The organism is Mesorhizobium sp. C089B (genome assembly GCF_030323125.1).
Taxonomy (GTDB): domain Bacteria; phylum Pseudomonadota; class Alphaproteobacteria; order Rhizobiales; family Rhizobiaceae; genus Mesorhizobium.
This window is the reverse complement of the sequence record NZ_CP100469.1, coordinates 5621856-5641317: the sequence shown is the minus strand read 5'-3', so window position 1 is coordinate 5641317 and position 19462 is coordinate 5621856. Positions and strand designations below refer to the sequence as shown.

11 protein-coding genes are annotated in these 19462 nt (G+C 58.2%); 2 read left to right on the top strand and 9 right to left on the bottom strand.

Annotation, left to right across the window (positions count from 1 at the left end; translation table 11 throughout):
• The first annotated feature begins 26 nt into the window (after positions 1–26).
• Positions 27–1244 (top strand): MFS transporter, encoded by a 1218-nt coding sequence (locus tag NLY44_RS27695; protein WP_286456083.1) that lies wholly within the window; start codon positions 27–29, stop codon positions 1242–1244.
• A gap of 631 nt (positions 1245–1875) precedes the next feature.
• On the opposite strand, the gene NLY44_RS27690 is transcribed toward NLY44_RS27695, so the two are convergent.
• From NLY44_RS27690 to NLY44_RS27680, 3 genes are all read right to left on the bottom strand, one after another.
• Complete coding sequence (locus tag NLY44_RS27690; RefSeq protein ID WP_023806322.1) at positions 1876–5346, bottom strand: AAA family ATPase; 3471 nt, start codon at positions 5344–5346, stop codon at positions 1876–1878.
• Positions 5343–6587: a metallophosphoesterase family protein gene (locus NLY44_RS27685; protein WP_023806323.1), complete on the bottom strand. Its 1245-nt coding sequence runs from the start codon at positions 6585–6587 to the stop codon at positions 5343–5345. Before NLY44_RS27685 ends, NLY44_RS27690 begins: the two co-directional genes overlap by 4 nt.
• 71 nt (positions 6588–6658) lie before the next feature.
• Positions 6659–12247, bottom strand: a complete 5589-nt coding sequence (locus NLY44_RS27680; RefSeq protein WP_031356182.1) for a DUF3320 domain-containing protein — start codon at positions 12245–12247, stop codon at positions 6659–6661.
• A gap of 473 nt (positions 12248–12720) precedes the next feature.
• On the opposite strand from NLY44_RS27680, the gene NLY44_RS27675 reads away from it, so the two are divergent.
• On the top strand, positions 12721–13608 hold the full coding sequence (locus NLY44_RS27675) for a thermonuclease family protein (RefSeq protein ID WP_084013054.1): 888 nt from the start codon (positions 12721–12723) through the stop codon (positions 13606–13608).
• Between the two features lie 33 nt (positions 13609–13641).
• Here the strand turns inward: NLY44_RS27675 and NLY44_RS27670 are convergent, their stop codons facing one another.
• The 6 genes from NLY44_RS27670 to NLY44_RS27650 all read right to left on the bottom strand — a co-directional run bounded on the left by NLY44_RS27670 (position 13642) and on the right by NLY44_RS27650 (position 19450).
• The gene (locus NLY44_RS27670; RefSeq protein ID WP_156941047.1) at positions 13642–14331 is read right to left on the bottom strand and encodes a nucleotide-binding protein; all 690 of its coding nucleotides are present in this window, start codon (positions 14329–14331) and stop codon (positions 13642–13644) included.
• Between the two features lie 87 nt (positions 14332–14418).
• Positions 14419–14796, bottom strand: coding sequence for a DUF4236 domain-containing protein (locus NLY44_RS33055; RefSeq protein ID WP_084013055.1), 378 nt, complete (start codon positions 14794–14796; stop codon positions 14419–14421).
• Between the two features lie 59 nt (positions 14797–14855).
• The gene (locus tag NLY44_RS27665; RefSeq protein ID WP_031198812.1) at positions 14856–15896 is read right to left on the bottom strand and encodes an OmpA family protein; all 1041 of its coding nucleotides are present in this window, start codon (positions 15894–15896) and stop codon (positions 14856–14858) included.
• Entirely contained in the window at positions 15893–17206 is a 1314-nt protein-coding gene (locus NLY44_RS27660; protein ID WP_023806328.1) for a methyl-accepting chemotaxis protein, read from the bottom strand. The genes NLY44_RS27665 and NLY44_RS27660 overlap by 4 nt, the downstream gene beginning before the upstream one ends.
• Positions 17206–18024, bottom strand: a complete 819-nt coding sequence (locus NLY44_RS27655) for a hypothetical protein (protein WP_023806329.1) — start codon at positions 18022–18024, stop codon at positions 17206–17208. The genes NLY44_RS27660 and NLY44_RS27655 overlap by 1 nt, the downstream gene beginning before the upstream one ends.
• Positions 18017–19450: a hypothetical protein gene (locus NLY44_RS27650; RefSeq protein WP_023806330.1), complete on the bottom strand. Its 1434-nt coding sequence runs from the start codon at positions 19448–19450 to the stop codon at positions 18017–18019. The genes NLY44_RS27655 and NLY44_RS27650 overlap by 8 nt, the downstream gene beginning before the upstream one ends.
• Between the last annotated feature and the right edge of the window lie 12 nt (positions 19451–19462).

The following is a 19462-nucleotide window of genomic DNA, read 5'->3' as shown; positions in this document are numbered from 1 at the left end:
ATTGCATCAAAGTGGAGACTTCGTTCATGACCCGATCCGCAGCAGGCGTCATGAACGCTGTTCTGCACGACCCAGAAAAGCCTGTCCCACCGTCTGGTCCCGCATGGGGTGCCATCATTTCGCTTTCCTTGGGCACCTTCGGGCTGGTCACGGCAGAGTTTCTGCCTGTCAGCCTGCTCACGCCCCTCGCGCATGATCTCGCTATCAGCGAGGGAGCGGCTGGACAGGCGATGACGGCGACAGCTATCGTCGGGGCGATCTCGGCGCCGACGGTGGCCATCATCACAAAGCGCCTGGACCGCAGGACCGTCATGTGGACCATGACGCTGCTGCTGATCCTGTCGGACGTTCTGGCGGCCGGCGCGTGGTCGCTGGCGGTTCTCCTGACTGCACGCGTCGTGCTCGGCATAGCGCTCGGAGGCTTCTGGTCGATGTCGGCAGCACTGGCGATGCGGCTCGTTCCAAGCCACCTCCTGCCTCGCGCTATGTCGATCATCCTCACCGGCGTTTCCGTAGCTACCGTCTGCGCAGCTCCAATCGGCGCTTATGTCAGCGATATCTGGGGATGGCGAAGCGCCTTCATGCTCGCCGCAGCCGGCGGTGTCGCTACACTGCTCGTGCAGCTCATAACCATTCCGAGACTGCCTCCGATTGGAGTGACTAGCGTCCGCAGCCTGCTGGATGTGGCAAAGATTCCGATGGTCAAGGTTGCGCTTTTTGTCATCCTGCTGGTCGCTTCCGGCCACTTCGCCGGAATCACCTATATCCGCGCCTTCCTCGAAAAGATTCCCGCGCTTGACGTCGAGACGATCTCGCTTGTGTTGCTTGCTTTTGGCATCGGCGGATTCTTCGGCAATTTGGCCGGCGGGGTTCTGGCCGAGTACAGTCTCAAGGCAGTCGCGGCCCTTGCACCGCTGCTCATAGGGATAGCGGCTGTTTCGCTACTGACGGCGGGAGCATCGGCCTTCGCCTCGGGGATTGCGGTTGGCGCGTGGGGCTTTGCCTTCGGCGCGGTGCCGGTAGGATTACAGACGTGGATGGTGCGGCGGGCCGTTCCCGAGCAGGCCGAAAGCGCCGGTGTGCTGATGGTCGTAGCATTCCAAGTGGCAATCGCAGCCGGCGCGATTTTCGGCGGGCTATTGGTGGAGAATGCGGGGATCGCCAGCGCCATTGCCTACAGCGCTGTTGCCACGTTCGTCGCTGCCCTCATAGTTTTCCTGCTCGGCCCGAAGCGCGGAACCTAGATCGCCTGACAGGAGAGATCTCAGCAGCGCAGCGGGACGAGAGGTCCAATCGCATGCACGGCGCGGCGCGATCCTCCGCTTGCGGGCGATGCCCCGACGGGAGCGACTGGCTCGCCTTCGATAATGCCTTTACTCTCTTGACGAATGCTCTGGCGGATCGATCTGTCGTATCGTTCGCATACCATCAGCTTGCCTGGCCACTCACCCTTTGACACGGTGCCTATCCGTCCGGGGCAGCACGAATGCATTTCGGCGAGCGTCCTAGCCCTGAACGACCTGATCTTATCCTTGTAGTGCTGGGCGGGTTACGCCCCTTGAACTGAACCCGTATTGTGGGCGCACCTGCCGATCCAATTCGCCCTTAATCGTCTCGAAGCGCTGTAAACGTACCCGTCATTGGCTGCAACAAAGTTGCATTCTTCGGCGCAATAACCCTGCTTACTCGAAATGCCCCGCCACCGAGAGGCGGGTCATCCGCGCTCCGCCCGGAGTAGTCGTTCATCCACGCAACATTGCAGAACAAAATAGGCATTTCTCAGCCTCTATGGGACGTCATGATGGATTTGATCGAAGGTTCCTATGTCAGCCGAGTTGGTTAGTTGAACCGTTTTGACGCGAATTCTAATCGAGCCTAATCCAGCTGGTGAATGGTAGATTGTGGCACAACAGCCTTGGCGATTTCACATAGGTGCTTGTGGTGCGTGAGATAGATGACCTGACCTGTGTTCGCCATCTCCCCAAACAATCTAAAAACTTCCTCCGAGCGAATATGGTCAAAGGTTTCCATGATGTCGTCGGCGATGAAGGGAACCGAGGGCCGGAATTGGGCGAACTCGTAATAACCGGCGAGCCTCAGTGCTAGGTAGAGCTGAAAGCGCGCGCCCTTCGAAAGCGCTTCAGCGAGCTTGGATTGCCCGTCGCGCTGCACCGCGATGAGAACCTCCTCGCCTTTGACGGGCTGGGTTGTAAGGCCTGAATACTGCCCACGGGTCATTAGCTTGAATGCGTCTGATGCACGCGCCATCATCCCCGAACGGTGGTTCTCACGGTAGATCCGCAAAGCATTTCCAGCCGACATGATACCAAGTTTCAGCTCAATGTAGCGAACGGCCTTCTCCTCGATTTCCAACAGGGTTGTGCGCCGTTCGGCATCCAGGCGGGCAACCGCGCTGTCACCGCCGATGGCGTCCAACTTGTCTGCCGCGCGGGTCTGTCGGATCAGCTGTTGCTGGATGATTTCAACGAACTGGCGAAGCCGCTGCTCGCCCTCAGCCTTCTCGACCGCGAGGCTGTCGAAATCGATCGCTTCCAGGATCGAGCGTGCCTGGTCGAATCCATCGACTGCGAGTTCCGCCACTACCCGTTCCTCAAGTTCGGCGACGGTAGTGCGCAAGCCGTCGCGCTCACGCAGCAGCTCGTCGCGTTCGACTACCTCGGACAGAGTGGCGACGCCAAAGACGCCCAGCACTTCATTCTTGCGGCGTTCGTGTGCCGAAATCTCGGTGTCGAGGATTTCGCGCGCCTCCTTGAGGCGCTTCAGCTCGTTGCCGAGGCTTGCCTTCGTTTCACGTGTCCGCTCGGCACGCTCCAGGCGCTCGGCAAGGCGGGTGGCCAACTGCTCCGGCTCGCCATCCTTCGTCGGCTCGTCGGCTTCGACCGCAACGGCGATGACCTCGACCAGAAAATTGGCCCTGTCGGCCTCCATCTTGTCGATACGCAGCTGCAGATCCTCCCGCTCCTGCAGGCTTCTTGACAGTTCGGCCAATTGATCGAGCACAGCGCCAACGCCTGACGCGGACAGACCGCTTTCGAGCCACGTTCCCTTGAGCGCTTCGGTAATGCCGGCCAGCCATTCCTCCTCGCGACGCTCCGCCACCCCTACCGCAACCCGTCGGGCAGCTAGATCCTCTTCTTTGGAACTCACCATCCTGAGCGCCTCGGCATACTCGGCGTCCACCTTGCGCTGCCGGTCCAGAAACAGCTCCGCGGTGGCCATGATTGCTTCGAGGGTGTCGCCGGGCTCTGATACTATGCCGACACTTTCCAGCGCCGCTCTCATTTCCAAGTGTATCTGCTGGCCGGCGTCAGCGGCTCGCTCGGCTTTCAAGCGAGCAAGTTCGATCTGCTCCCAGGCAGCGAGCGCATCGCTGCGCGCCTCGATCTGATCCTCGATCCTTTCGATCAGGCGCTCAGACGAAGGTTCCAGGGCTTCTCCGAGGAGGTCGCTGGCGGCCACACGGATTTCCAACAATTGGGTATCCGCATCCTTGACGAGCTGTTGGCTTTGGATGCCGTTTCGTGACAGGTTGGCCGTGGCCTCGGCCAGGGCACGCGTCATTGCCCGGATCTCGGCCAGATCCGCCGCGCCGGCCAGCCGGCCTGCGCTGGCAACGTCATCGCGCGTCAGTGCCACGGCGAAATCGTCAGCGGTGTCACCAGTCAACACTGCGCGGTGCGTTGCCCACGCATCATCGCGGAGACGGCGGATGGCGGCAGCCGCTTCATCGTCGACAACGTCGACCGAGGCTCGAAGGGCATCCAATCGTGCGGCGAGCATTGCATGGTGGCCCTCGTATTCGGCGAGGCGTTCGGCAAGTACCGCGGTGTTCCTTGCCAGTACTGACGCTACTGTCTTCCAGGCGGCAATCTGCCCGGCGCTCGGAACCGCAACGTTGACGAGAGCGAGGGCATCTCCGTTCCATGGACGCAAGCGAGCCAGCGATGCCTTCCATCGGATTGTTCCCGCATCTCCCGCCTCGCGAGCCGTCTTGATCTCTGCCTTGTGTCCGCTTGCTCGCGCTTTCGACAAAGCCGAGCCCAGCCTTGCCCTGGCGGGTTCGGGCACCGCCCTTTCCTCGCCGACCCGCTGCCTTGCCACCTGCAACGCATCGAGTGCTGCCGCCGCCTCGTCGCGGGCGGCGCGCGCGCCCGTAGCAATACCGGACCTCTGCTCGACCATAGCGCGAACGACGCCAACTGTGACGGTAGGCAGAAGCAGTGCGGCAGGATCCGGCTCGGAAGACCGGCCCAAGGCGGCAAGGCAGCTTGCCACGGTGTTGTTGAGGATTTGCAGCCCCATCCTGCGAGTGGGCAAGTCAAAGCCAGCCGCGGTATGGCGCACCTTGCCCTCCGCCAGGCTGCGAATGCGTTCGGAAATCGACAGGATCCGTTCGTCCTCGTCGACCGCAGTGACTTTTGCCGACAGCCGCTCGACCTCATCGATGTTTGCGGACAGTCGCGTTCTGAGGCTGGCATCGTCATCGATTAGTTCGGTGACACTTCCCGTCCATGTCCGGGCTGGGGAGGTGATGTCCGGCAGCTGATCCAGCCGGGCAATCTTGCGGCGCATATCCGCCAGCATCGGCGCAGCACGTACGTAACGAGCAATGGTATCCAGCCTGGCCACCAGCACGGCCCGATCGCTGATGGTTCGGCCGTACTGCTGCGATGCATCGAGACGTTCGGCCTCCAGTCCCTCATAGGTCGATGCAAGTGTGTCGATCGCATCCCTGCGCGACTTCACGTCAACAAGGCGCTTCTTCAGCAGCGCCAGTTCGGTGCCATGCGCCTGCTTCCGATACAGCGCGTCTGCTTCGGCCTCGAGGGCGTTCAACGTATCGCTTGCGTTCCCAAGACCGGCGCTGGCCGTGAAGAGGAGCTTGCCGAGGTCGCCCCGCGATTCCAGGATCGATTTTCCGCCGGCTTCCAGCGTCTCGTCATCGAGTGAAAACATAGTCGTGTAAGCGTCACGCGACAGTCCGGCGAGATGCGCCGTGATCGCCACCTCGCTCATCGATTGGCCCGTCGCGTTCAATAGCGAATTAGTACGCTGTTTCGTACGCGTGAACGTGTGCTCGGAGCCGGCCAGTTCCAGAACCCCACCGATGCGCATGGCGCTGTACTCATGCAGGAAGTTGTAGCGGCTCCGTTCCTCGATGCCGAACAGCAAATCTAGATAGGCGGAAAGCGCTGTCGATTTGCCGGCCTCATTCAGGCCAAACACGATATGCAGATCAGGTCCGGATTCCGGTTTGGGTCCGAAGTCGATCGTACCATCGGTGAACTTTCCATAGCGAATGAGGTCAAGGCGCTGCAGCCTCATGACGCTCCACCGGACTTAAGGCGGGAAGTCACCAAGTCTGCGCCCTTGGAAAGCACCTGATCGAGGAACCGTTCCAGCCCGGCTTCGTCCTTCCCAGCAAAATCCCGTCCGTCGGCCGGAAGGTCGGCGACCATCCTTTGGACGAACGCCCTCGCCTCGGCGCGGAAGGCATCCGAGGTGGCATCGGCGCGCATGGATTGCTCGAGTTCGAAAATCGGATCAGCAATATCCTCGGCCGTCTCCGCCCGAGGTGGCGCGAGGTCAAGCTCGAGCTTCTCCACCCACGTATGGCCTAGCTGTTCCGCAGCCTGTTCGGCTTCGGCAAGAAGGAGATCTCTGTCGCGGATCAGCGCCCATAACAATGGTGATGTTCCTGTTAGGCCAACGCGGGCCACAGCATGACGCGACCGGACGGCGGCCCGCATCTCTTCGAGTGCGTTTCGAACACGCGCGACGGCCTCGGACCACTCCACTGCTCCCGTAAGGTCGACGCTGACCCTTTCGAACTGCGCAACGCAGGTCAGCCTTTCCTCGATCTCCACCGAACGGTCGTCTCGCACCGTCACAAGGGTGACTGATTTCTCGCCGGCCTCGTTGATATCCCTCCCCTGCGGTATTCCCGGCATCACCACCGTGCTTGCGCCGGAATGGACTTGGCGAAGATGAATGTGGCCAAGCCCCCAATAGTCGAAACCGTGGGCGTGCAGGTCAGCGATGCTGCAGGGCGCGTAAACGTCGTGACCGGGCGATCCGGCCAGACTGGTATGCATGATGCCAATATTGACGGCTCCTTCGCGAGCAGCCGGATATTTGGGCAGCAGGCTGTCCGGCGCCTTAGGGTTCGCAAAGCTCAAACCATGGAAAACGACGTCCACACCGCCGGCTGTCTGCAATACCGACTGAGCACGACCGCCAAAAATGGTCACGGTGTCAGGAAACACCAGCTGTTTGGAAATCCGCGACAGGGCGTCATGATTGCCGCGGATCTTGAAAACCCTGATGCCGGCCTGGTGCAGGCGTGTCATCTGCGCTGCCAGGAACCGCGCCGTCTTCATCGAGGTTTGATCACCATCGTATAGGTCGCCGGCTATTACCAACGCATCCACGCGTTCCTCTAGGCAGAGATCCACTATCGAAACGAATGCCTGGCGGCTGGCGTCGCCCACGAGCCCGGCAAGATCGGGATTACGCATCGCGAGCGAACGCAGCGGCGAGTCGAGATGTACGAATCGAAATGCCATTCGGCCTCCGCCAGCAAAAGAGGTGTTCCGAGCTTCAACAGAGATTGCAACGAGGGCTCTACAATGCCCGGTCACACTTCAGCTAATGCCTCGCTCGCGGACTCGCCGGCCACCAACAAACCGTCTTGGGGCCGCAGCAAGCCCTTGGCAATCAAATCGGCGACCCCAGCTGAAATCAACTGCCGCAATTGGGCACTTGTGGCTTTGAAGCCCAGCATTCTCGCAACGGTTATTGCGATTTCTTCCTCCGTCGCACCGAGGTTGGATTTCACGACTTCCATGGCGCCTTGGGCGACTTCGTCCTGCGCAATCATTTCGGGCTTGCGCAATCCAGCGGACACGACGCCGCTGCGATCCCTGAGACGAACAGGAGCACCTGGCTTGAAGCAGAAGCTGCCTCGACGGGCTACTGCACCACCTCTCTGCGCTAGGCCTACCCCTCGCTCGATTGCATCCTGAATCCTGCCACCGGCCCGCTGCAGACCCCACGCGCCCCGAATACGCGAAACTATTTCGTCGACATGGATTGGTGTTTCTATAGCCACCACCTGCTCGACCAGTCCGGCCATGATTCCGCTGGGGGTCTCGTGGAGTTCGAACGATCCCGGTCGGTTTAGTTCGGCCTCTTCGTAGGCTCGATTGGGTATCTCGGATCCCTTTGTGCTTTCGAGACCGATTTCCGTCACGTTGCCTCTGTCGACCGTAACAACCTGCACGGCTACAGCACGATTTCTCTGGACCCCCAATTCGGCCCGCTCATCGAGCTCTTTTCTCGCAGCCTCAATCGCTAATATGGTTCGCTCCAGCTGCTCGCGTGGCCTCTGAAACCAGTCAGCGTTCCAGATGCGATGGATTATCCAACCATGGTCTTCCAGAACAGACTGCCGTAGCCGGTCTCGATCTCGGGCCGAGCGCGATGAATGATATTCTGCGCCATCACATTCGATGCCAAGAATATAGCGGCCTGGCCTCTCCGGATCAGCAACCGCGAGATCGATGAAGAAGCCTGCAATGCCAACCTGAGCATGAACCTGGTAACCCTTTCCGATCAGCGCGTTGGCTACCTGCTCTTCAAAGATTGAATCCATTTCGCGAACCGTGGCCTGGGCAAGCGAAATTCGCCCTGTTCTCGCGTAGTGCAAGAAGAGCTTGAAGGCGAAGATGCCTTTCCCTTTGCCACGCTCCAGGTCGATGTCCTCGTCTGTGATGGACGCGAATACTTCGCAGCTGCGCTTGGCGCGGCTTATGAGGACGTTGAGCCGACGCTCGCCGCCTTCCGCACCAAGAGGGCCGAAACGCATGGCCATGTACCCCTGCGCATTCTTGGCATACCCCACTGAGATCATGATCACGTCGCGCTCATCGCCTTGAACATTTTCAAGGCTCTTGACGAAGAATGGCTCGCTGGGGTGCGCGTGAAAGAACTCCTCCGTATCGGGATTTAGTCGCCGCAGCCCTTCGAGTTCATCCTGGATCGCGCGGCGTTGGCTAACCGAAAATGTTGCAACGCCTAGAGTCTCTCGCGGGTTCACCTTCGCATGACGGATGATCGCTTCGGCTACTGCTCTCGCCTCTACCGGATTGGTTCCTGTGCCACCGGAATCGAAGACCCCCTCTGGCACATGCTGAAACCGCAACCCCATGCCTGCCTCTTGGGTATAGGGGCTTGGCACGATGAAAAGCCGGTTCTCGTAGAACTGGCTGTTCGATACGGCGATCAGAGATTGGTGACGGCTACGGTAGTGCCAGCGGAGCATACGCTGCGGCAAGCCGCGGGCCGTGAACAGGCCGAGGATGCTTTCTATGTCGGCGACCTGCGCGCCCTCACCCTCGTCATCTTCAGACTGCGAGCCTGTCACCTTCGCGAAGAATGTCGTGGGTGGCAGTTGGCGTTCGTCGCCAACAACGACCACCTGATTGGCCCTGGCGATCGAGCCAAGCGCGTCCACAGGCTGTATCTGAGACGCCTCGTCCATCACAAGAAGATCGAAGGACATCCTGCCGGGCGACAGGAATTGGGCCACCGAAAGCGGGCTCATCATGAACACTGGCTTGAGTGCCTGGATGGCAGGCCCTGCCTTCTGCATCAACTGCCGGATAGGCATGTGGCCCCGTCTGCGCGCCATCTCAGAACGAAGCAGTCCGACTGGTCCAGCTCCGCCGTCTCTTGAAGGAATTTTTCGGTGATGAGCCGTCACAACTTCGATGGCACCGGCCTTGATCCTCTGTCGGTCCAGATCGGCGAAGTCACGTACAGCCCTGGAATGCAGTTCCCCGTCGAACCTTGCCAGCTCCGGCTCATCGGTCGCCATCGCTAGAAACATCCGTTCGTAGTAGGCCATATCGAAGACTGATCGCGCCGATCCTGTTGTAATCTGGCCGTCGGCCAGGCCGTCTATCAACTGTCCCAGTCCAGCCTTTCGGGCTGTTTCGGATCGCTCTCCATAGGCAACCCATTTCGAGAGCTGTTCCTGATGATCGAGCCACCCCTCCAGTCGAGAAACAACCTCGACTATCGCGACGTCTGGAAAATCGTCTACTCCAAACAAGGAGGGAGCATCGGCTTTCAAATCCCCTGCAAGCGCCTTCAATTCCCGCGCTGCCGCTTGGACCGCTTCACGCGCTGAACGCGCCAAGTTTGCGATCTCTTTTCTTTCAGGCAACCGCGCAGCCAAATGCCGGATTGAGCCATTTTCTCTCAGCCAAAGTTCGGCTTGCGCGAGCGCGGCCCAATCGGATCCTCGACCGAGCCACGACGAGCCGAATGCGAACTTGCCAAGGCTTTCCCCGTCCTCGATCTCTTGATCAAGCGCTTGTAGTCTGCCTAGTCGGCGCAGTATCTCCACCCGCTCACTGATCAGATCTGGAACGTGAGTCAGCACCTGTCGTGACGCGTCATCGGCTTGAGCTACAGTGCTTGCCTTCGCTTCCATCAGTTGCAGCGAGGCCCGCTCGGGGGAAGCCACGTCACCTTGCATGGATGACGCAAGGTGACCTAAATCGTTCCAAAACCCCTCGATAATCGGCTGACCGATGTCGATCACCTTACGAACTCGCACCGCACGCGCGCCCGCTTCAGAGCGCTCCGCCATCCGCCCGGCGATAATTCGCGGTTCCGAGCCAAGTCCCCTCAGCGTGCGCATCCACTCCACTAACGCCTGGAGTGGTGCCGAAGACGATCTCTCACCGCGCCAATCGGCTCCGAAGGCGGAACCGCCAAAGGCGTCGCCTTCGCGCACTTTTGCTGCGGCCGCTTGGCCCTTCATTAGAATGTCGAGGAGACCCACTATCTCCGCCGCAGGCGCGCTAGGGGCCACCAAAATAGTCCGCACAAGTGCAGTGGCACGACGGTAGTCACCATTCAATGCTTTCAATATTCCCGTGTGCTCGGCGAGCGCTTGCCGCGCCGCGGCCACGTTGGTACTCCACGCGGCATCAACAACTTTGCCCTGAAGCTCGGCTCTAGCAGTCTCTAGCGTTGCTACGCTGTCGGCAAGGTCACCAGCCTGTTCCAGCCCGGAGTCCCAAACTGTGGCTGCGAATGCCTCAGGGCTCGCATCGGGGGCTGCCGCAACTCTCTCGCCGGTCATCACTAACCTGAGGAGTCCTCCAAGCGTGTCCGGTAAAACGGTAGACCCCAGTTCTTGATTTAGCCGCTCAGCTTCTTCTCTTAAGCGTGGGAGCAACACGGTTAGCTGGCGCGCACGAACGAAACCATCTTTCGGAAAGTCTGAAGGAAGCTTAGCAAGCTCTGTCTCGAGACCTTCAATTGGCGTATCGATAGCCGTCGCCACCAACTGCTCCGACAGTTCCTCGGATTTGCGGTTGAAATCTGTTCCTGTCCAGAGAAGCGATGCAATGTCCTTTGGACGCTCATCCCAAACCGGCGAGACTAGCGCCTCGGCAGGAAGTCCAGGTGCGGACGCGAGAAGCTCAGCGCGATCTTCTACCTCGCCGCTGTCGCTGAGGATTTGCGGAGGCTTCGCCTCGATCCGCTCAGCAATATCGGCCAGTTTGGCGTGCAGAGCCTTTGCTTGATCCAGCGACGACGCAATGCGTGGGACGAGCCTCTCAATGGTCGTTGGTAGAACGACATCCAGGCCAACTCCCCGCCATGGGTGGTGGATCGGCAAGCCGATCTCGTTGATCCGCTGAGACACGTCATCGAGAAGTTTGCGACGTTGCGAGACACCGTCATTCGTCCAAGCGGTGGCATCCTCAAGTTCAATGTCAACTGGCTTTTGCCCGTTCTGCCTTAGTCGGGTTAGCTGGCCAAGAACCTGGTATGGAGTGAGTTCGGACGTTCCAAATGGAACATGCATCCTTGTAGCATGTGCATTGAGTTTGTCCCTAGCCTCCAGCAGGCGTTCAGTAAGGGAAGAAGCAAGCTGTCCGCGAGGCGATCCGAGTTGCCAGGTGCGCCGCAACTCCTCCAGCATCATGCGCTTGTTTGCCTTGTTGCTATGGAGCTCAAGGCAGGCGTCCCCCACCCCCGCAGTGTCAAGCCGTCGCTTCACGACCTCAAGTGCGGCCATTTTTTCCGCAACGAACAGCACGGTCTTTCCATCGGCAACGGCCGACCCGATAATGTTTGCGATCGTCTGCGATTTTCCTGTCCCGGGAGGACCTTGGATAACGAGGTCGCGACCCTTTCTTGCATCATGGATCGCCAGCGTCTGAGAACTGTCACTGTCGACGATATGCAACATTTCGGCAGGCGCGATATGCGGATCAATCGCAATGTCGTCCGACATCAGCGGTTCGCGTGTTTCGAAACCATCTGAAAGAAGCGAGCGGATCTTCGGTTGTTCGATAATCTTTGCGCCATCCGGCCAGAGATCCGGATCCAGGTCACGGTACATCAAGAACTTAGCGAACGAGAAGAAGCCGAGCACCATATCATCGGCAAGCACCTGCCAACCCTCTTTGGTCGACACTGCTTCGGCAACGGCATCGAGATAGGCCGAGACGTCGAAGTCGTCTCCTACTTCAAAACGCGGCAGGGCGAGCTTGTGAATGCGGTCGAGATAGAGTTCCAAGGAGAGGTTTGCGGTAAGATCTTCCGTACGAGCTCGCAGCCGAAACTTTTCTCCAGCGGCCCCTCGCTCCAGCCGTACCGGGACCAAAATGAGAGGAGCCTGACGGATGTTTTCTTTGTTGCTCGGGTCAATCCACTTCAGCATGCCAAGGGCCAGAAAGAGGATATTGACGCCCTGCTCTTCCTCAAGTGTGCGGGCATCGTGGTAGAGATCAAGGAGCCGGCGCTGCAGCCCCGTTGGGGTCATCCTCGTCTGAAGCTTGGTGTCAGAATGTCGCGCAGATACCCCTCTATCGTCGAATCCTTCGTCCTCAGGCTGAGCAAGAGCAACGGGGGAATAGTCGATTTCCTCGTCTGGAGGGCTGCTTTCAACCTGGCCTGCCTTCGGCCGATCCGGCTTGCCGGCCAGGAAGGTAAAAGCCTTTCCTTCGCTCACCAGCAATCGATAGATCTCAGACGACCTCTCGTCGACAATATCGATCGTCTTCGCGCTCTTTGAAAACCGTGGCACATTCAAAAGTCGGTTGCGAGCAGAAAGGTCGAGCAATTCCATCCTGGCTCGCTCGAGCTTTTCCTTTAAAGGCAGATTGCTTTGGAAGACCGATTTTTCAACTTCCGACACTCACACCCCCCTGATAGGCTGGACACATAGAGCCTAGACAAGGGCTGTCCGCAACATAAAATGCTGGTTTTTCAACCTCGAATGGCTGCCACCAACACTTCAATCGTTTAGTATTGTGAGCGCTGCGGCTTGGTGGAAAAATTGCGGATGTTTGTTTAATGTTCCGGACACTTCGCATCCCCACCTTGATCTCTAGGTTCCCTTTCGGACAAAATGCCATCATACGTGTGGACGAGGTGTTGGCAGCTCTGGCATCCGCCTCGCCGGCCACGACCAACTGGCGCACAAGCCGACTTCTTTTTGAATCGGCCTCCTAATTTCATTCCGAGAAAACTTGTAGGCTCCAGCGCGGAAAGATGGTCGTGTTTACGGAAAAGGTAACTACAAAGTCGTGACTTCGGGCTGATCTGCGAAGGCACCATTGTTCAAAGCGCCGAACTACAAGGCAAACCAGCGCAGCGAAAAAGGCGCCTATGAAAGGTGCAGAGGCACGTTACAAATCATGCAGCTTGCGTTTCGCAAAGGATCGGAAATTGAATAACAATCGCTATTCTCATCGTCGCCGCGCGCGACCAAGGCGCGGCGCGGAACCAATCGTCCGCAGACGTTTCTCTCCAGATGTGCGCTTGCCTCTGATCCTGGTGATCGTGGTGGCCTTGGCTGCTTACGCGACCCACTATTTTACAGGCTCCGGTGACCAGTTACGTGGTCTCGATATAGCAAACTCGGCCGGGTCGAGACGGGCGCCGATTGTAGGCATAGCATCGGTGATTGATGGAGACACGATAGAGATCCACGGGCAGCGCGTCCGCTTCAACGGCATCGATGCACCCGAAAGCCGCCAATACTGCAATGACGCTAGCGCACATCAATACCCCTGCGGGCGCCGGGCGGCCGAAGCATTGGCGAATTTCCTTGCGGCTTCTCAGCCTGTCCAATGCACATTTGTTTCATGGGATCGGTACCGTCGCTTCGTCGGTGATTGTCGGCGCGCGGACGGTGTCAGCGTCGCGTCCTGGATGGTCGAACATGGCCAAGCCTTGGACTGGCCCCGCTATAGCCACGGCGCCTATGCGCAACAGCAAACTAATGCTGAAACCGCAAAGGTTGGAATCTGGATTGGGACGTTTGACAACCCTTGGGATTGGCGCGAACAACATGCCGAATCTGCGAGCCCAGCCAAAAGCCCCCTTGGGCTTGTCAGCCGTCGCCAAATAGCACAGAGCTACTCATGCCAACCTCGCCGCTTGTGCACGCAGATTTCATCTTGCGAAGAAGCACGTTGGTATCTCGCCAACTGCTCATGGGGGAGCAAGTTGGATCGAGATAGCGACGGGATTCCGTGCGAAGGCGTTTGCTGACCTGGGCTCACGCTTTGAGCCCATCCCCAACCATCACTCCCTAGTGTGCGCATTTAGCGTTATGAATTGGCGGTCGGAGCTTCGATGCAATTGCGCGAGTGCCGATAGAGCCTGGCAAAAGGGCTGGCTGACGTTTGTCTTGGAAAATTCCACCAGCTCGTTAAGTCCGGACGGGCTAGAAAACCGCAACGCTTCGTAGCGGCATACAGGGATCTGCCGATTGTCTTTGAAGCGCTTGTCAGGCCCGCCGTTTTTGTTTGGGTGAGCCCAGGTGTAGCTCACGATCTCCGCATCAGATGGAACTTTGCCGGTCTCGATAAAATTACTCGGGGCGAATTGGGTCTGCAGATCGGCATATCCGACTGCGCCGTATCGGTTTCCGTCCTTCACCAGCACTAGGTCAGGCATGAAGAAGAGCACCTGCCGACCCATATGGATTGAAGGAGGAGTAACGTTGCTGCGTACAACCTTCGGCAAGGAGCTTTCAAGTGTCGTGGGCTTTTTGTCGACCAGCATGCTGGCCCCGGCATTTCGCTTCCAAGCAGTCAGATCCTCTATCTTGCCGTCGGCAGCGACATGCCATCTCCCTGCGCAGCCGGTGAGAGTTTCGAACGCGCCGACAAGTCGCCCGTGGGCGGCCTCCGCGTCTTTTTCCAGATCGTAATAGAGCACGCTCACCCGGCGGTAACTGTCAAACCATTTGCCAATGAGCATACCCGGCACAAAGGGCACCGATGCCCAGCACCGGTGCGGCACCTCCGAGCTTGGTCCCCGCAAGGAAACCTGCGATCCCGAACAAAACCGCGAGTGCTACGGACAGCCGCGTCTGCGATTGCCTGGCATTGATTTCATCGAGCACATTGGCAATGTCTCGTGACGCATTTCCACCACATCGCGGGACTCGATTTCTCTCATCACGACGCCATCAGAGACGTATTCCGGGCGCGAGGATTGTGGACGGGGTTGCGGCGCAGATGGGGTCTGAGAGAGCTGGACTACCTTCTTCGCGCTGGCCTTGCCTAAAGTGCCACGATAGTAGAGCCCACCCACGCCGGCGTGGATGTAGTGACCTCTTGGCCCAGTGCCGATGCGGAGGCCCTTCACGCCAACGGAAGCGCCAACCCCACCGGACGAAAAGTTAAAGCGGAATGGTCCCGCACTGATCGATTTTCGAACGTAAAACCCCATAGCCCAATCCCCCCAACTCAACTGCCGTACCGGCTAAGGCGCCAGTCTCTCGTCCCCATTCATGGCTTGGCGCCACCAACCGGCGCCAATTTTGATCGCTGCCTCACCCTAATCTCGATGCGCCTTCGAGCCCGTACATCGCCAATCTGCGCTCCGTCGGTGAGATGATCGCCGGGCAGGATGAGCTGACCACCAGACATCGGCAAAATCGTAAACCCCTTTAATGCGGGCATGTCACTGAGCACACTTGTAACTGAAATCGCGCGGGCCAGCCCAAGACCGGCATTGTCGGCGGGATGGAGTGAGCCGATTTCCACTTTCCCTGACAGGACCGGTTGGAGCCCCTTGTCCATGTTGGAGGATTCGCCCGCCATTGCCTGTTCGTCCGTGTGTCCAATTACCTCAATCACGTCGACACCGTACGAGGTCGCAGTCCCGGCGATGGTCTTCGCAAGATCGCGCAACTTTGTTTTGAAGGCATTCGAAAGCTCTGCGCTTCCGGTATCGAAATTATAGCCATCCAATTCGCTGAGACTGATGATCGGCGGCCAATCGTGAGGTTTTGCTGCTTGCGTCGGCTCTGCAGCCTCCTTGAGCACATCAGCCAGATCCTGCAGCCCTTTGTCGGTGCCGGCGTAACCAAATTCTCTCAAGACCTTCGCCGCATCTATCATGGCCTTGGTCTGATCAACGCTTATGTCGTTGTCCGCAAGGACTTTCGCGACAGGGGCATTTCGCACGACCTCCTCCAGAGAAATACCTGCTTCCTTGACCGACTTAACAGCATCCTTGGCCAGGACCAGCTCGCGCCATTGTTCGTCGGGAACGGTTCCTCCCCTCGTGGGCTGAAACACCGCTTTTATCTGAGCCAGAAGCCGCTTGTTCTCGGCTTCGAGCCTCTGCACGTTTTCCTTGTTTGATTGAGTGGCTCGCAGTGCCTCATCGGTCTCTTTCTGCTTTTTCGTGATGATAGCACCGGCTGCTAGCAACAGGCAGAACACCAAAAGCAGCATCGTCTCGGCCATGGTCAGGCCCAGTATCAAACCGCGGCCAAAACCCTTGCGCTCGAAGGCGACCGAAGTCCCGCCAGCGTCACTCACCTGCCCCACCAACTGGTTCGCTTAGGCGGTTCCGTTCGTTCGGCGGGAGGCTCGCTTCCCAGAGTTTGGAAAGCGTCTGGTTGGGGCTCACGCTCGACCCGAATTGGTGCGCTCTCGACGGTGTCATTTGCGGCCAGATCTGCCAGTGGCTGTTCAATCGCGATAGGAGCGTTGAGAGGGGGAACAGGCCTCGGCGCGTGAAGGGTTCTTCCTGCCAAGGTTGCGACAAGGTCTCCGGTGTCCTTGCTTTGCTTTTGCACCACTGCGGCAAGCGCCTGGGTCAAGCGTTGTTGCGCTTGGACGCTCTCCGCTGTTTGCTCTGCGGCTGCCACAGCCTTTTCCACACCTGCGGCCACTTTAGCCACAGCATCAACGATGCCCGCCATGCGGGCTTGCTGTTCCTGCGAAGCCGTCTCTGTTTTGACAGCATACTGAGCGACCGCGCTGCCAAGAAGTTTCACCATCGGCGCCAGATCGTTCTTAAGGACCTCATCAGGGACGACAACCTTCTCCAACTTGGTGGCTACGCTTTCGGCCTGTTCACCCAGTCTGCCAACTGAAGAGGACATTGAGCTGTTGGCTTTGTCGAGCAGATCGGCTGCCGCCTCGACGCGCTGTGCGATCGACGAGAACTGACTTTCGATCTGCCCAAAATTGTGGCTCAAAGCATTGCTGAGCTTTCCCGAGGCCTCTTGAACTGGTCTGATCGATTCCATCGCGATTTTATCCAGGGCCGATCTTATGTGCTCTCCGTTCCGCTCCGCTTGAACGGCGATTTCGGCAAAACCCTCCTCCAACATCTGATTGCTTACGCGGCGAAAGTCAGCGAATTCCCTGGTTACACTTTCCATCTCGGCTCTTACACGCCGCGTCATATCCGCGAGTTCGTGCCTGACCGTCCGTTCGATGTCGGCAGGATCGCGGCGCATCTGATTGTAAAAGATCCGCAAAGCAATGCCCGTGATCGTCGACGTCACCGCGATACCAAAGTTCCTCACGATTGTGTCGGTGGATCCTTCGGAACCAAACTGAAACAGCGATACGCCGAGACTCGTCAACGTAAACAGGAAACCCATGTAGTAGAGATTGTCGCCTGTTTGCTCATCGTGGAGCCGTAGCTTGCCGGTGAAGACGGACGCGGCAAGATAGATGAGCATCAGGCACACCGGTGCGCTCGCCGCCATTATAGGGTCTACGCCCGACAGCTTGGCTATTGCGATGAACACGCAGCCACCCAGGGTTAGCGTCGCAAAGACGAAAAGGGGCAGGCTCGGATGTCCTAAGAACGACTCCCCTCGCTTCTTGGCCATTAGTTTAACCCCTCCAACCCTACCAGCTTCTCAAAATCACCATGATGGCTTTGAACCCACCGGGTCCAGAACTCTGCATGTTCGAAAGAGCCAAATGGCTTCTTCGCCCTATCGACGTAGAGTATCGTAAACCCGACGCCATCGAGCGATGTCCCGTAAGTCCTGTCAGCCGCGCTATCAAGGTACTTCTGATAATCGAGACCCGAACGATATTGTGAGTACAGCGCCGTATGTTCGATCATATCTGACGCGACTATTATTCGCTTAGCGGTCTTCTCTTTCGCCAAACTGCTATCGAATAGCGACAGTTTGATTTTCTGAATTCCGGCCATGATCGGAGATTGGCTCGCGGATTCTCCATTGGGAATCTGGTCGGGAAGGTTCGTCAAAGGGTCCTCGAACGCATCTTCCCATTTCTTCTGCCGCCGAGACGGATTGTTCGTCCAGCTGTCGACCGTCGAGCCGTCGCCCGGATTGCATCCATCAAACATCACAGTCAGGTCGCCGGGCCTCGCGCCCAGCGTCAATATCTTGAGATAGCCGCCAGACTCGACGCGCCCAATGGTCTTGCGGAATTCATTCTTCAGATCCGCCATGGTTATCGGCGAAATCGGGTCGGTGGCGTCGATCAAGACCGCTGTCAGGCTCACAGGTCCGTTCAGTGGGCAATTCGTGCTGATGTCGATTTGGTCCTTCCCGGATCTCGACCACATCCAAACAAAACCGGCCAGCATCACAGCCGACAGCATGGCCAATCCGGCTGCTGCGACAATTGTGCCGCCACTGCCTTTCTTTCTTCTGCGACCCCGCCTAGCCATTCACGCTATCCGGATGAAGCTTGTCGAGATCTCGGTACTGTTCGATCCCGCGCTCGCATTCCAGCCCGATGAGCCGCACTTGAGCGTTGAGTTCTTCCTGCGCGTCACGAATTGAGGCGCCCAGGTCCTTCTCGCTCCATTCATCGTCGGACGATATCAGGGGTTTTATGCGCTCAAGTTTGTAGGGTGTGGCAAAATGTTTTGGCGCTGGCTCTGTGCGGGCCTGGAAATTGGCCTCCCTGTACTTTGAGAGAAGCTGGTTGCAGGCTCGCTCCAGCTGGTCTTGATGCTGCACAAAGAGCGTCAGCAGCCTCGACCGATGGTCGATGATCGCTCGATGCTCCCTGCGTCTGCTCCCCAGCCGCTTGACGATGTCCTCCACCTTCTCGTTGTGCTCATCGCGCACCTCTTGCAGAGCCTCGATGAGCTCGCTCTTGCGCTCGATGTAGTCTTCCCGGCGAGCCACCAATCTGTTTTCGACACCCGCATAGCCCGGGTATGGGTCGAGAACGAACCAGCCGTCGATAAACGCAAAGATCGAAAACATGACACCAATGCCGAACAGAAGCCAGGATTTCACGTCCATAAGGCCAGCCGGATTGGCGAGCATGCTGCGCACGACCTCGACGCCGGCTCCGTCCACAAAGGACCCGCTAACCTCGCGGTAATGCGCAAGCGCTAGGTTTATGGTCAATGCCAAGCCGATATAGGCCACTATCGACAGCGCGCCGATCAACTTCACAAAAAGCGATCTGTGAGTCACCAGGCGTGCACAGAATATTGCGAACAGCAGAGCGGCGCCGATGTTCAAAAACGAGAAAGCGGCGGCTTCGAGGAGCCCGCCAAAGAATCCCTGTTCATTTCCCTTTGCGAGGAAATTTCCGTTCATCGCCGTTTCAATGAGGAACAGGAAGATTAGCAGGGACACTCGGAAAACATGGGCCGCTCCGTGTTGAACCCTCACAGCCCGGACAAGCCCGTGCTTCTGTTTGAACCAGTCGTGTTCTTTCTCCGCATCGTTGAGCGATTTGCGCAATCCGTGAAGTTCGTCCAGGCCCACCGCGATCGAGGCCTTGAAATCGGAAACACTGGCGGCGTTCGCCTGACGGATCAGACCAAACTGCTCTTCAAAGTCGAGGCCAGCCAATCGGCCGGAGAGTAGCTGTAGGCTGTCTTCGAGTGTGTGATGTGCGGCCTTCTTTTCGTCCTCGACCCTCTCGATAACTGTGTGCTCTATATCGTCGAAATTCTTGGCCGTTTTCGGGGGCTGGTTAGCCTCGCCTCGCTGCGTTCCACGACCTTCAAGATCCATTTCGCGATCAATTTTTGCGACATCCAAGCTATTGAACAATTGGGTGCTGGCGCGGAAATCGTGATTTGCCTCTAGTAGAGACTCCCGCAGTTTATTTAGCTTTTCGAATTTTATTCCCACAGCACC

Excerpts from the sequence above, each read along its gene's own strand:
- NLY44_RS27695 (WP_286456083.1), top strand. The coding sequence starts at position 27 with ATGACCCGATCCGCAGCAGGCGTCATGAACGCTGTTCTGCACGACCCA.
- NLY44_RS33055 (WP_084013055.1), bottom strand. The coding sequence starts at position 14,796 with ATGGGGTTTTACGTTCGAAAATCGATCAGTGCGGGACCATTCCGCTTT.
- NLY44_RS27660 (WP_023806328.1), bottom strand. The coding sequence starts at position 17,206 with ATGGCCAAGAAGCGAGGGGAGTCGTTCTTAGGACATCCGAGCCTGCCC.
- NLY44_RS27685 (WP_023806323.1), bottom strand. The coding sequence starts at position 6,587 with ATGGCATTTCGATTCGTACATCTCGACTCGCCGCTGCGTTCGCTCGCG.
- NLY44_RS27655 (WP_023806329.1), bottom strand. The coding sequence starts at position 18,024 with ATGGCTAGGCGGGGTCGCAGAAGAAAGAAAGGCAGTGGCGGCACAATT.
- NLY44_RS27675 (WP_084013054.1), top strand. The coding sequence starts at position 12,721 with ATGAAAGGTGCAGAGGCACGTTACAAATCATGCAGCTTGCGTTTCGCA.
- NLY44_RS27690 (WP_023806322.1), bottom strand. The coding sequence starts at position 5,346 with ATGAGGCTGCAGCGCCTTGACCTCATTCGCTATGGAAAGTTCACCGAT.